The 13212-nt window shown below is 71.7% G+C and carries 12 protein-coding genes and 2 tRNA genes; 13 read left to right on the top strand and 1 reads right to left on the bottom strand.

Annotated elements, in window-relative coordinates:
* Positions 1 to 40: 40 nt before the first annotated feature.
* On the top strand, positions 41 to 1204 hold the full coding sequence (locus IF02_RS0121500; RefSeq protein ID WP_030159324.1) for a hypothetical protein: 1164 nt from the start codon (positions 41 to 43) through the stop codon (positions 1202 to 1204).
* Here the strand turns inward: IF02_RS0121500 and IF02_RS0121495 are convergent.
* Positions 1188 to 2279 (bottom strand): M48 family metallopeptidase, encoded by a 1092-nt coding sequence (locus IF02_RS0121495; protein ID WP_051696427.1) that lies wholly within the window; start codon positions 2277 to 2279, stop codon positions 1188 to 1190. The two genes, IF02_RS0121500 and IF02_RS0121495, sit on opposite strands and share 17 nt — an antisense overlap.
* 141 nt (positions 2280 to 2420) lie before the next feature.
* On the opposite strand from IF02_RS0121495, the gene IF02_RS35215 reads away from it, so the two are divergent.
* The 12 genes from IF02_RS35215 (at position 2421) to IF02_RS32580 (ending at position 13186) form a co-directional block, all read left to right on the top strand.
* On the top strand, positions 2421 to 2588 hold the full coding sequence (locus tag IF02_RS35215; protein ID WP_037836848.1) for a hypothetical protein: 168 nt from the start codon (positions 2421 to 2423) through the stop codon (positions 2586 to 2588).
* Positions 2589 to 2656: 68 nt separating this feature from the next.
* Entirely contained in the window at positions 2657 to 3274 is a 618-nt protein-coding gene (gene nadD, locus IF02_RS0121485) for a nicotinate-nucleotide adenylyltransferase (protein WP_030159320.1), read from the top strand.
* 24 nt (positions 3275 to 3298) lie between these two features.
* Positions 3299 to 4984, top strand: a complete 1686-nt coding sequence (locus IF02_RS0121480) for an LCP family protein (RefSeq protein WP_030159318.1) — start codon at positions 3299 to 3301, stop codon at positions 4982 to 4984.
* Between the two features lie 130 nt (positions 4985 to 5114).
* Positions 5115 to 5561 (top strand): ribosome silencing factor, encoded by a 447-nt coding sequence (gene rsfS, locus IF02_RS0121475; RefSeq protein ID WP_030159316.1) that lies wholly within the window; start codon positions 5115 to 5117, stop codon positions 5559 to 5561.
* Positions 5558 to 6214: a histidine phosphatase family protein gene (locus IF02_RS0121470; protein ID WP_030159314.1), complete on the top strand. Its 657-nt coding sequence runs from the start codon at positions 5558 to 5560 to the stop codon at positions 6212 to 6214. The genes rsfS and IF02_RS0121470 overlap by 4 nt, the downstream gene beginning before the upstream one ends.
* Before the next feature lie 112 nt (positions 6215 to 6326).
* Positions 6327 to 6399, top strand: a tRNA-Ala gene (locus tag IF02_RS0121465).
* 144 nt (positions 6400 to 6543) lie between these two features.
* Positions 6544 to 6777 (top strand): hypothetical protein, encoded by a 234-nt coding sequence (locus tag IF02_RS0121460; RefSeq protein ID WP_008738908.1) that lies wholly within the window; start codon positions 6544 to 6546, stop codon positions 6775 to 6777.
* A gap of 170 nt (positions 6778 to 6947) precedes the next feature.
* Positions 6948 to 7020, top strand: a tRNA-Ala gene (locus tag IF02_RS0121455).
* 248 nt (positions 7021 to 7268) lie between these two features.
* The gene (leuS, locus tag IF02_RS0121450; protein ID WP_030159311.1) at positions 7269 to 10145 is read left to right on the top strand and encodes a leucine--tRNA ligase; all 2877 of its coding nucleotides are present in this window, start codon (positions 7269 to 7271) and stop codon (positions 10143 to 10145) included.
* 151 nt (positions 10146 to 10296) lie between these two features.
* On the top strand, positions 10297 to 11052 hold the full coding sequence (locus IF02_RS0121445) for a hypothetical protein (protein WP_030159309.1): 756 nt from the start codon (positions 10297 to 10299) through the stop codon (positions 11050 to 11052).
* Positions 11053 to 11171: 119 nt separating this feature from the next.
* Entirely contained in the window at positions 11172 to 12017 is an 846-nt protein-coding gene (locus tag IF02_RS0121440) for a DegV family protein (protein ID WP_030159307.1), read from the top strand.
* Positions 12018 to 12427: 410 nt separating this feature from the next.
* Positions 12428 to 13186 (top strand): ComEA family DNA-binding protein, encoded by a 759-nt coding sequence (locus IF02_RS32580; RefSeq protein WP_324603778.1) that lies wholly within the window; start codon positions 12428 to 12430, stop codon positions 13184 to 13186.
* Positions 13187 to 13212: the final 26 nt, after the last annotated feature.

The following is a 13212-nucleotide window of genomic DNA, read 5'->3' as shown; positions in this document are numbered from 1 at the left end:
GCTGGGGGCTTCTCTGAAGCGGGGACAGCGGGGAGAAGCAATGGCCGTGCCAGGAGATCCACCCGACGGCACCCCCGACGGCATCGGCGGGGGCGACGAGGAGTTCCGGTCGGACGAGTTCAGGTCGGACGAGTACCGGTCGGTGGTGTTCGACGAGGACTTCGTCCGGGCTGCCCGGCTCCAGGAGTTCTCCGCCCAGGAGCGCATGGGCGAACACGCACGGGCCGTACGCAGCCGGTCCATCTGGTCCGGCGGCGGGTCCTCCGGGCCCGGGACCAGCACGCCCGGCCGCGGCGCCCGCCAGGGCATGCTGCTCGTGCTGCTCATCGCCGTGGCCTTCGCCGCGGCCGTCTACATGGGCCTGAGCAATCCGACCATGCCCCAGGCCACCGGCCGCACCGATCCGCTGATCAGCACGATCGTGCCGCTCGCCCCCGCCGCCGCCGTACCCGGCGGACGCCCCGTCGACCTGTACGCGAAGAGCCCGGCGGCCGACTACCGCGTCGGGGCGGCCGGGATCAGCCTGCCCGCCGCGCGCCGCACCCACCACTTCACCGAGGGGCAGGTCATCACCGCGCTGTCCATCGCCAAGGACTACCTCGTGCAGTCCTCGCTGGACCCCGACGTGCTCGCCGGGGCCGCCACCCGGCCCGTGCGGATCCTGCTCGACCCCGATCAGCTGGCGCAGTTCGACCGCAGCATGACCTCGCCCTCCGGCGACGGCCGGCACGCCGCCACCGGCTGGCTGGTCCGCTTCGACCCGGGCACGGCCGCCGTGGCCGACACCCGGGTCCGGGTCAGCGGCACCCTCGCCTTCGAGGAGATCTCCGCGGACGTCCTCGAAGTGACCACCGACCACGCCTTCGTGTACGCCGTGCGTCCGGCCACCGGATCCCCCGCCGCCGCCGACGGCGCCTCGCTCTTCACCGTCCGGCGCGAGCTGAGGATGCGCTTCGACTCGGAAGACCTCACGGCCCGCCGCGCGGAGCTGGTCTCGGCCTACGTCATGGCAGGGCCGCAGGACTGCTCCACCGAGCCGGCCGAAGGCTTCCGCCCGGTCCTGGCCGGGGCCGGGCCGACCACGGTCGGCCCGGCCGCGAGCGACCCGTACGCCAGCGGCACCCCGAGGCGCACCGCCGGGCTGTGCGGCGTACTGGCGGCGCCCACGGCCGCCGGGACCGCTCCGGTCAGCCCTGCTCCGTAGCCCCGCCCTTGGCCTCGCCCTTGGCCTCGCCGTTCCCGTTCGAGCCGCCGCCGGCCGCGCCCGTGAACCTGTCGCGCAGCTTGCCGCCGACATCGGCAGCGCCGCCCGCGATGTCGCCGACCAGCTTGAACAGCGGGTCCTTGCTGTTGCGCACCGCGTCCGCGTAGTGCGAGGCCGACTCCCGGAAGGAGTCCGTCACCGAGGTGTCCTTGTCCTCCTCGCGCCGCGGGTAGTGGCCGTCCATGATCCGCTGGTAGTCCCGGTTCTGCGACCACTTCTTCAGCTCGGCCGCCCGCACCGTGGTGAAGGGATGCGTCCGCGGCAGCATGTTGAGGATCTTCAGCACGGAGTCGCGCAGATCGCCGCCCGCCTCGTACTCCTCGGCCTGGGCCAGGAAGGAGTCCACGTTCATCTCGTGGAGGTGGTTGCCGCCCGCGAGCTTCATCAGGCCGCGCATCGAGGCGGTCACGTCCTGCCCGACCAGCAGCCCCGCCCGGTCCGCCGACAGCTCCGACTTGCGGAACCACTCGCGCAGCGCGGTCACGATGGCCATGATCGCCACATTGCCCAGCGGGATCCACGCGACCTTCAGCGACAGCGTCGTCAGGAACAGCAGGATCGTGCGGTACACCGCGTGCCCCGACAGGGCGTGGCCCACCTCGTGGCCCACGACCGCCCGCATCTCCTCCTCGTCGAGCAGCTCGACCAGGGCCGTCGTCACCACGATGATCGGCTCGTCCAGCCCGATGCACATCGCGTTCGGCCTCGGGTCCTGCTGCACGTACATCTGCGGGACCTTCTCCAGGTCCAGGATGTAACAGGCGTCGCGGAGCATCTCGTACAGGTGAGGGAACTGGGTCTCGCCCACCCGGACGGAATCCGACAGGAAGAGCAGGCGCAGGCTCCGCTCCGGAAGCAGTCCGCTCAAGGCCTTGAACACGGTGTCGAACCCGGTCAGCTTGCGCAGCGCCACCAGCGCCGAGCGGTCCGCCGGATGCTCGTACGCGCGCGAGGAAATACCGGGGAACCTCCTGCGGTCCCTCGCCGGCACCTTCTCGAACCCGGTCTCCGTCATAACGCCCTCCCCCTTGATCGGCCTGAGTGCTCCTGCGTCTATCCTCTCCAACGCCTGAGTCGGCGTGAGCGTGCCCCAGGCCCCCGCATACGATGTGAGCGAAGTCTCCGCTCGCTCCCCGACTCGATAGGTATCTGCCTGATGAGCCTCTCCTCCACCGCCCACAACCTGGTCGTTCTCGCGTCGGAGGGCGCCGAGCAGCACGGCGGCAACCACGACAGCCTGAACCCGTACCTGACCGGCGGCGGCGCACTGTTCATCCTGCTCCTGATGCTCTGGGTGACCACGCGCCTGAACCGCGACCGCTGAACCGGTCGTCGCGCACCCGCTCGATCGCGGGTCGGCACCGCTCCGCCGGGCCAGTAGGCTCTGCGCTCATGGGAGAGCAGGAGATGCCTACCGGCCCGGTCAAGCGCCGGCTCGGCGTGATGGGCGGGACATTCGACCCGATCCACCACGGACACCTGGTGGCCGCCAGCGAAGTGGCCGCCCTGTTCCACCTCGACGAGGTGATGTTCGTACCGACCGGCCAGCCGTGGCAGAAGTCGCAGCGCGCCGTGTCCCCCGCCGAGGACCGCTATCTGATGACGGTCATCGCGACGGCCTCGAACCCCCAGTTCTCGGTGAGCCGCATCGACATCGACCGCGGCGGGCCGACGTACACGATCGACACCCTGCGTGATCTGAGCGCCCTCAACGAAGACGCCGACCTCTTCTTCATCACCGGTGCCGACGCCCTCGCCCAGATCCTGACCTGGCGCAACGCCGACGAGCTCTTCTCGCTCGCCCACTTCATCGGGGTCACCCGGCCGGGCCACGTGCTCAGCGACGACGGGCTCCCCGAGGACGGCGTCTCCCTGGTCCAGGTGCCCGCGCTGGCGATTTCGTCCACGGACTGCCGCACCCGGGTCGCCCAGGGGGATCCTGTCTGGTATTTGGTGCCCGACGGTGTGGTGCGCTACATCGACAAGCGTGAGCTGTACCGGGGAGCCTGAGCTTCCGGAGAGAGGGGCCCCGCGGTGAACGACCGACAGGAGCCGTACGACCCGTACGCCGCACAGGAGCAGCAGCTCCTCGGCTACGACCCGTACGGGCGGCCGGTGTACGGCCAGGTGCCCGCGCAGCCCGCCCCCGGGCAGCAGTACGAGCAGGCGTACGAGCAGCAGCAGTACGGCTACGACCCCCAGGGCTACGGCCAGCAGGCGCAGCAGGCGTACTACCCGCAGCAGCAGCCGCAGCAGCCGGCCGCCCCGGAGTACGGGCAGCAGGCGTACCCGCAGGCCCCGGCCTACGGGTACGACACGCAGCAGACCGGGCAGTGGATCCCGCAGCAGGCCGCCCCCGAGCCCGCCGCTCCCGCCCCGGCCCCCGCGGCCGAGCCGGAGCCGCCGCGCCCCGACCGGGTCCCCGAACCGCGCCGGCCCGAGGGCGGGCCGTCCGACCCGGACTACCGCACCGAGCAGTTCGCGTTCATCGACCAGCCGGACGAGGACTCCGAGGACGTCATCGACTGGCTCAAGTTCACCGAGAGCCGGACCGAGCGCCGCGAGGAGGCCCGCCGTCGCGGCCGCAACCGGGTGGTCGCCCTGATCGTCGTCCTCGCGCTCTTCGTCGTCGCCGGCGTCGGCTACCTCTGGTACGCGGGCAAGCTGCCGTTCCTCGACGGCCCCGGCCAGAAGAAGGGCGCGGCGGCCGCCGCCGGACCGCAGAAGCGCGACATGATCGTCGTCCACCTGCACAACACCAAGAAGGGCGGCACCTCCACGGCGCTGCTCGTCGACAACGTCACCACCAAGAAGGGCGCCACCGTCCTGCTGCCGAACACCCTCGGCGTCGCGAAGGACGACGGCACCGGCACGGCCCTCGGCAAGGCGGTCGAGGAGGGCGGCCTCGGGGTACGGGACTCCCTCGACTCGATGCTCGGCACCCACATCGGCGGCACCTGGCGCCTGGACACCCCCTTCCTGGAGAACCTGGTCGAGCTGGTCGGCGGCATCGAGACCGACACCGACGTCGCGATCCCGGCCGACGACGCCGCCAAGATCCCGGCCGTGGGGCAGGGCCCGAAGCAGCACCTCAGCGGTGCGATGGCCGTCGCGTACGCCACGTACCGCGGCCAGGGCGAGCCCGAGGCCAAGCAGCTGGACCGGCTCGGCAAGGTGCTCTACGGGGTGCTGCGCAAGGTTCCAGGAGACGCGAAGGCGGCGACCGTCACCGTCGAGAGCATGGGCCAGATCCTCGACCCCTCCCTGAACGCCCAGACCCTCGGCACCCTGCTGGCCAAGCTGGGCGAGCACGCCAAGGAGGGCGCGTACCGCACGGACGTCCTCGCGGTGAAGCCGGACGGCACGCTCACCGACGACGCCAACAAGAACGTCGTCAAGGAGGTGCTCGGCGGCAGCTTCACGGCGGCCCAGCCCGGCACCGCGCCGCGCGTCGGCCTGAAGGACGCCACCGGCGACGAGAAGACGCAGGTCGCGGCGAAGGCCGCGCTGCTGAACGGCGGCTACACCTTCGTGGACGGCGGTAAGGCCGACAAGACCCAGCCCGCCACACAGATCACGTACCAGGACGACGCGCAGCGGACCAAGGCGGTCGACGTGGCCAAGACGCTGGGCTTGCCGGAGACCGTCGTGAAGAAGGGCGAGAACGCGGTGAACGCCGACGTCGTGGTGACCCTGGGCAAGGACTACAAACCGTCCTGACCAGGCCCGGGCCGGGCCTGACCCGGCCCTCGGGCGGTGCCCCGGCCCGCGCGGGCCGCTGCGCGCGGGCGGGGTCGGCGGTACATGAGACCCTTGTATGGATCTGCCCGCCAACCCGAAAGCATGGCCAGTGACCGCCACGGACCGCTCCATCGAGCTCATCACCGCCGCCGCCCAGGCCGCGGCCGACCGGCTCGCGCACGACATCATCGCGTACGACGTCAGCGACGTGCTGTCGATCACCGACGCCTTCCTGCTCGCCTCGGCGCCCAACGACCGCCAGGTCAAGTCGATCGTCGACGAGATCGAGGAGCGCCTGCTCAAGGAGCTCGGCGCCAAGCCGGTGCGCCGCGAGGGCGACCGCGACGCCCGCTGGATCCTGCTCGACTACATCGACATCGTCGTCCACGTGCAGCACAGCGAGGAGCGGGTCTTCTACGCGCTGGAGCGCCTGTGGAAGGACTGCCCCGAGATCGAGCTGCCCGAGGACGCCAAGCTCACCAAGGGCAAGGCGGAGGAGCACGCCAAGCTGCGCGAGGCGGCGGGCGACGAGGACCTGGACGGTGATCTGTTCTGAGCGCGACCGCCACCCGCAAGACGGGCCGGAAGATCGTTCTCTGGCGGCACGGCCAGACCTCGTGGAACCTGGAGCGCCGCTTCCAGGGCTCCACGGACATCGAGCTGACCGAGACGGGTGTGGCGCAGGCGCGCCGCGCCGCCCGGCTGCTCGCCTCCCTGAAGCCGGCCGCCATCGTCGCCTCGGACCTACGGCGGGCGTCCGCCACGGCCGCCGAGCTGGCCGCCGTCACGGGCCTGCCGGTGACGCACGACGCCGCGCTGCGCGAGACGTATGCCGGTGAGTGGCAGGGCCTCACGCACGAAGAGATCATCGCGAAGTACGGCGAGCAGTACGCGGCGTGGAAGCGCGGCGAGCCCGTCCGACGCGGCGGCGGCGAGCTGGAGACCGAGGTCGCCGACCGGGCGGCGCCGGTGGTGCTGGAGCACGCCGGCCGGCTGCCGGACGGCGGCACGCTCGTCGTGGTCAGCCACGGCGGAACCATCCGTACGACGATCGGCCGGCTGCTGGGCCTGGACGCGTACGACTGGGAGGGCCTGGGCGGGCTCTCCAACTGCTGCTGGTCCGTCCTCGGCGAGGGCGCCCGCGGCTGGCGTCTGATGGAGCACAACGCCGGCACGCTGCCGGAACCGGTGCTCGGCGACGACGACTGAGCCCGCCTCAGGGCGGCTCCCACCCGGATTTCACTTTCCGGCTGGTCACAGGCTAGAGTTCTTCTTGTTCGCAGCGCGGAACACCGGAAACGGGGGGAGCGCGGCGGAGAGCGGGGCTATAGCTCAGTTGGTAGAGCGCCTGCATGGCATGCAGGAGGTCAGGAGTTCAATTCTCCTTAGCTCCACAATCAGGATCCCGTCCCCAACAGGGGGCGGGATCCTTCCGTTTGTTCCTTCGGTGCCTGCTGACCTGCCCCGTACCCGCGTGGCAGAATCGGGACCGCCGGAGGGGGAGTCGACGGCCCGACGTGGGAGGGAGTCGCTGACGGATGGGTGCACACCGGCGGCGGTGCGACTGGTGCAACAACGGCACGCCGATCGTGCGGGACATGGACCCGGTCAACCCCGACTACCAGTACTGGTGCGAGGAATGCGCGCGGGCGCTGATCATAAAAGGCGACCCGATCGAGACGTACCGCGAGCTGGAAGGGGAGCCGATCTACGGGCGGCTGCTCGACGAGCACTGCACGCTCAAGCGGTTCTACCAGTTCGCGAGAGCGTAGCGACGGGGTACGGGACCGCGCAGTCGCAGCACGGAAGACGGGTGAACCGGGCGAAATCGAGCGCCCGGAAACCGATTTTTGGACCTGGGCCATGACCGTGTAATGTTCTCGATGTCGCCAGGGGGAACCGGCAAGGGAAACCGAGCAGGGGCCCGGCGGCAGAGAAGCAAGGGGCTATAGCTCAGTTGGTAGAGCGCCTGCATGGCATGCAGGAGGTCAGGAGTTCAATTCTCCTTAGCTCCACAGAAGAGAAGCGGGCCACCCGGATCGGGTGGCCCGCTTCTCGTTGTGCGGAACGGTCGAGCGGCGGTCTGGGCCGCTGCGGTACCCTGGCGCCATGCGTGCCGTACGCCTTCTGCTTACCGAGCCGCGCTGATCAGTACCGACCCTCCGAGACGGTCGGCATCGGCGCGGCGTCCCCTCCTGTGCGAGGGGTTTTTTCGTTTGGGCAGGCAGAGACGGCAGAGACGATCGATGGAGCTTCAGAAATCATGAGCGAGACGAACACCCCGGCCCCCGAGGCGGCCGAGGCGCACCGTTACACGGCTGCCATGGCCGCCGACATCGAGGCACGCTGGCAGGACGTATGGGACGCGCAGGGCACGTACGAGGCCCCGAACCCGACCGGTGACCTGGCCGGCGACGCGGCGCTCGTCGCGCGCCCCAAGAAGTTCATCATGGACATGTTCCCGTACCCGTCCGGTGCGGGCCTGCACGTCGGCCACCCGCTGGGGTACATCGCCACCGACGTCTTCGCCCGTCACCAGCGGATGAGCGGCCACAACGTCCTGCACACCCTGGGCTTCGACGCCTTCGGCCTGCCGGCCGAGCAGTACGCCGTGCAGACCGGCACGCACCCGCGCGTCTCCACCGAGGCGAACATCGAGAACATGAAGGTCCAGCTGCGCCGGCTGGGCCTGGGCCACGACAAGCGCCGCTCGTTCGCGACGATCGACCCGGACTACTACAAGTGGACCCAGTGGATCTTCCTGCAGATCTACAACTCCTGGTACGACGCGGACGCGGCCAAGGCCCGCCCGATCGCCGAGCTGGTCGCCGCCTTCGAGGACGGCTCCCGTGAGGTCCCCGGGGGCCGCTCCTGGGCCGCGCTGACCGCGGGCGAGCGGGCCGACGTACTGAACGAGTACCGGCTGGCGTACGCCTCGGACGCGCCCGTCAACTGGTGCCCCGGGCTGGGCACCGTACTGGCCAACGAGGAGGTCACCGCGGACGGCCGCTCCGAGCGCGGCAACTTCCCGGTCTTCAAGGCCAAGCTGAGCCAGTGGAACATGCGGATCACCGCCTACGCGGACCGCCTGCTGGACGACCTGGACGCGCTGGACTGGCCCGAGGCCATCAAGCTGCAGCAGCGCAACTGGATCGGCCGCAGCGAGGGCGCGCGCGTCGACTTCGCGGTCGGCGACGACGCCATCACCGTGTTCACCACGCGCCCCGACACCCTGTTCGGCGCCACCTACATGGTGCTGGCGCCCGAGCACGGGCTGGTCGAGAAGATCGTCCCGGCCGCCTGGCCCGAGGGCACGCACCAGCTGTGGACCGGCGGCGCCGCGACCCCCGGCGAGGCCGTGGACGCGTACCGCAGGCAGGCCGCCGCGAAGTCGGACGTCGAGCGCCAGGCCGAGGCCAAGGACAAGACCGGTGTCTTCACCGGCGCGTACGCGGTCAACCCGGTCAGCGGCGACCTGGTCCCGGTCTTCATCGCGGACTACGTGCTGATGGGCTACGGCACCGGCGCCATCATGGCCGTCCCGGCGCACGACGGCCGCGACTTCGAGTTCGCGCGCGCCTTCGAGCTGCCGATGCGCTGCGTCGTGGAGCCCTCGGACGACCGCGACGCCGACCCGGCGGAGTGGGAGGACGCGTTCTCCTCGTACGACGGCACCATCGTGAACTCGACCGGCGAGGGCGTCTCCCTGGACGGCCTGGGCGTCGTCGAGGCGAAGGCCGCCATCACGGCCTGGCTGGCCGAGCGGGGCATCGGCGAGGGGACGGTCAACTTCCGGCTGCGCGACTGGCTGTTCAGCCGCCAGCGCTACTGGGGCGAGCCCTTCCCGATCGTCTACGACGAGGACGGCGTCGCGCACGCGCTGCCCGCCTCGATGCTGCCGCTGGAACTGCCCGAGGTCGAGGACTACTCGCCGCGCACCTTCGAGCCGGACGACGCCACGTCGAAGCCGGAGACCCCGCTGTCGCGGAACGAAGAGTGGGTCAACGTCGAGCTGGACCTGGGTGACGGGCGCGGGGTGCGCTCGTACCGCCGCGAGACCAACACCATGCCCAACTGGGCCGGTTCCTGCTGGTACGAGCTGCGCTACCTGGACCCGAACAACGCCTCGGCGCTGGTGGACCCGGCGATCGAGCAGTACTGGATGGGTCCGCGCGAGGACGCGCCGCACGGCGGCGTCGACCTGTACGTGGGAGGCGCCGAGCACGCGGTGCTGCACCTGCTGTACGCGCGCTTCTGGTCGAAGGTGCTGTTCGACCTGGGCCACGTCTCCTCGGCCGAGCCGTTCCACAAGCTGTTCAACCAGGGCATGATCCAGGCGTACGCCTACACCGACGCGCGCGGTGTGTACGTCCCGGCGGCCGAGGTCGAGGAGCGCGACGGCGGCTACTTCCACCAGGGCGAGCCGGTCAAGCGCGAGCACGGCAAGATGGGCAAGTCCCTGAAGAACGCCGTCACGCCGGACGAGATCTGCGAGGAGTACGGCGCGGACACCCTGCGCCTGTACGAGATGGCGATGGGTCCGCTGGACGTCTCGCGTCCGTGGGACACCCGGGCCGTGGTGGGCCAGTACCGGCTGCTGCAGCGCCTGTGGCGCAACATCGTGGACGAGGAGTCCGGCGCGGTCACCGTCGTGGACGGCGAGCCGGGCGAGGACACCCTGCGGGCGCTGCACAAGGCCATCGACGGGGCCGGTGCGGACATGGCGGGGCTGCGCTTCAACACCGCCATCGCGAAGATCACCGAGCTGAACAACTTCCTGACCAAGGCCAAGGCCGGCCGCCCGCTGGAGCGCTCGGTCGCGGAGCGGCTGGTGCTGCTGATCGCCCCGCTGGCCCCGCACATCGCGGAGGAGCTGTGGCACCGCCTGGGCCACACCGACTCGGTGGTCCACCAGGACTTCCCGGTCGCGGACCCGGCGTACGTCGTGGACGAGAGCGTGACCTGCGTGGTCCAGATCAAGGGCAAGGTCAAGGCCCGTCTGGAGGTGCCGCCGGCGATCTCCGAGGGTGACCTGGAGAAGCTGGCGCTGGCCGACGAGGCGGTCGTGGCGGCGCTGGGCGGAGCGGAGATCCGCAAGGTGATCGTGCGCGCGCCGAAGCTGGTGAACATCGTCGTGTGACGCGTGATGTGTGACGTGTGAGGTATGACCCTGGTGACCTTGGTCTAGGGGTTGTCCCGTACGGGCAGGTTGGGGGTCCGATTGGAACCCCTGGCCTGCCCGTGGCGTTTACGGTGGAGGGGACGGAGACGGCAGGGGAAGGGAGCCTCTCATGGAGGCGGGCGCGTTGATCATCATCTTTGCCCTGTTGGTGCTGTTCGCCTTCCTGGGGCTGGGTGCCTGGGCGACCGTGAAGGCGGTCGGTGCGGCGAAGCGCGGCGTGGACCGCACGATCACGCAGGCCCGCCGGACCGTGGAGGACACCGCGCTGCGGGCGAAGAGCTTCGGGCAGGTGGGCGTGGCGGGGGCGCTGGCGCAGCTGCGCCTGGACCTGCGGACGTCGATGCGGGCCACGCAGCAGGCGCTGTACCAGGGGGTCCAGGCGGATGCCTCGCTGAAGGAGTCGATCGGGCTGTTCGAGCGGCTGAGCGCGCACGGGTACGAGCTGGACGACGAGCTGAAGCGGCTGGAGCTGGAGCCGGACCGGGGGCGGATCGGCGCGATGCTGCCCGAGCTGAAGGAACGGACCGCCAAGATCACGGAGGCGGCGGATTCGCTGCGGTGGGCCGCCCGCGACCGGGCGCGGCGCTTCGCGGAGGACGACCTGTCGGCGCTGTCGGCGCAGATCGAGGTCGAGTCGGGGGCGCTGCGGGACTGGTCCCGGGAGTCGGTGGACGAGCTGGCGGCGGCGGCCGCGGCGTGGGACGCACAGCAGCCGCCCGCGGGGTCCGCAGGGTCCGCGGGGCGTTCCGGCTCCGCCGGGTCCCCCGCAGGGCGGGCTCCGGAGCCCCCGGCGGCCCTGAATCCGAAGCCCCCGCAGACCGGGTATCCGTGGCAGAAGGCGCCGCGGCCGGAAACGACGACCTGAGCCGCGGGCGCTGAGCGGCGGCCCGCGGGCGCTGAGCGGCGGCCTCGCGACACCCTTCCCGTCCCCCTGGCCAGGGGTCGGGCTGCCGTCGTGCCCCCACGGGCGGTAACCTCCGGCTCATGTCCCGCCATGTCGCGATCGTCACCGATTCCACGGCCTACCTGCCCCAACCGGCCATGACGCGGCACGGAATCACCTCCGTCCCGCTGACCGTGGTCCTCGGCGACGAGGCCCTCGAGGAGGGCACCGAGATCTCGGCCCGCAGCCTCGCCCTGGCGCTGCAGAAGCGCCGCCCGGTCACGACCTCCCGGCCCAGCCCGGAAGAGTTCGTACGGGCCTACCAGGAGGCCGCGGAGGCCGGCGCGACCGGCATCGTCAGTCTCCACCTGTCCGCCGAGTTCTCCGGCACCTACGACGCCGCCGTCGTCGCCGCCAAGACCGCCCCGGTGCCCGTCCGCGTCGTCGACACCGGCATGGTCGCGATGGCCCTCGGGTTCTGCGCCCTCGCCGCCGCCGAGGTGGCCGAAGCCGGAGGTTCCGTCGACGAGGCCGTGGCCGCCGCCGAGAAGCGGGCCGCCGACATGTCCGCGTACTTCTACGTCGACACCCTCGACTACCTGCGCCGCGGCGGCCGCATCGGGGCCGCCCAGGCCCTCCTCGGCTCGGCCCTCGCCGTCAAGCCGCTGCTCACCCTGCAGGGCGGGCGGATCGAGATGCTGGAGAAGGTGCGCACGGCCTCGAAGGCCATCGCCCGCCTGGAGGAGCTGGCCGTGGAGCGGGCCGGGGCGGGCAGCGTCGACGTGGCGGTGCACCACCTCGCGGCGCCCGAGCGGGCCGAGAAGCTCGCGCAGCGGCTGCGCGAACGCATCCCCGGCCTGGTCGAACTGCACGTCAGCGAGGTCGGCGCGGTGATCGGCGCGCACACGGGGCCGGGGCTGCTGGCGGCGGTCGTCTCACCCCGCTGATCACCGGAACGAGTGGCGGAGTTATCCACAACGGCTGGGATTTCCACCGGAATTGATAAGTCCGAACTGGGGTCGGGATTCGCCCCTACCGTCGTGCCATGACTCTTCGCACACGTATCTCGCCCTCCTCCGGAGCCACCAGCGGTCCCGGCCGGTCCCGTCTCTCGGACGGGCGACTGCGCCACCGCCGGGGGCGTCCGCGCCCGCACCACCCCGAGCCGGCCGCGGTGCGCCGCCGGGCCGAAGCCCTGCTCGGCGGCGCGGGCGGGCCGCCGTCGCCGCTGCCATCGCCGTCATCGCCTCCGCCGTCGACGCTGCCATCGTCGCTGCCTCCGCCTCCGCCGTCGCCGTCGCCGTCGCCTGAGGCGGTGCCGGGGGCGCCGCCGGGCCCGGGGACCGGCATCCGGTCCGTGGCCGACCCGCCGCCCGGCGAGACCCCGGTGGGGAGCCCGCGGTCCGGGCAGGCCCCGCTGTCCGGGGGAGCCGTGCTGAGGCTCGCCGTGCGGGAGCGGCTGCCGGGGTGGCTGCAGGCCCGGTGTGCGGTGGAGCCGCGCACGGTGGCCGCCGTGGGGGTGGTGCTGGCCGCCGCCGTCGCCTTCGGGGCGCAGCAGTTCTGGACCGCCCGGCCGCAGCCGGTGACCGCGCCCGCGGTGGTCACCCCGGCGTCGGCACCGGCGCCCGCCCCGGCGCCGAGCCCTGGGCCCCCCGCCGCTGATGGAGGTGCCGGTACGCGGATCGTGGTGGACGTCAGCGGCAAGGTGCGTGACCCCGGTGTGCGGCGGCTGCCCGCCGGGTCGAGGGTCGAGGACGCGCTGGCCGCCGCGGGGGGAGTGCGGCCCGGTACGGATGTCAGCGGGATCAACCGGGCCCGGGTGCTGGTCGACGGCGAGCAGGTGGTGGTGGGCGCCCCGGCGCAGCCCGCCGTGGGCGGTCCGGGTTCCGGCGCCGGTCCGGGCAGGGGTGCCGGAGGCGCTGCCGGGCCGCTGAGTCTCGGCACGGCCACCGTGGAGCAGCTGGACGGCCTGCCCGGGGTCGGCCCGGTGCTGGCGCAGCACATCGTGGAGTTCCGGACGGCCCGCGGCGGCTTCCGCTCGGTGGAGGAGCTCCGGCAGGTCGACGGCATCGGTGAGCGGCGGTTCGCCGATCTGCGCAAGCTGGTCCGGCCGTGAAGCGCCCCGAGGGGCCGGGCCCGCTG

Source organism: Streptomyces sp. NRRL S-244, assembly GCF_000717915.1.
GTDB lineage: Bacteria > Actinomycetota > Actinomycetes > Streptomycetales > Streptomycetaceae > Streptomyces.
The sequence above is the reverse complement of the archived record's forward strand: the minus strand, read 5'-3'. Positions and strand labels throughout refer to the sequence as shown.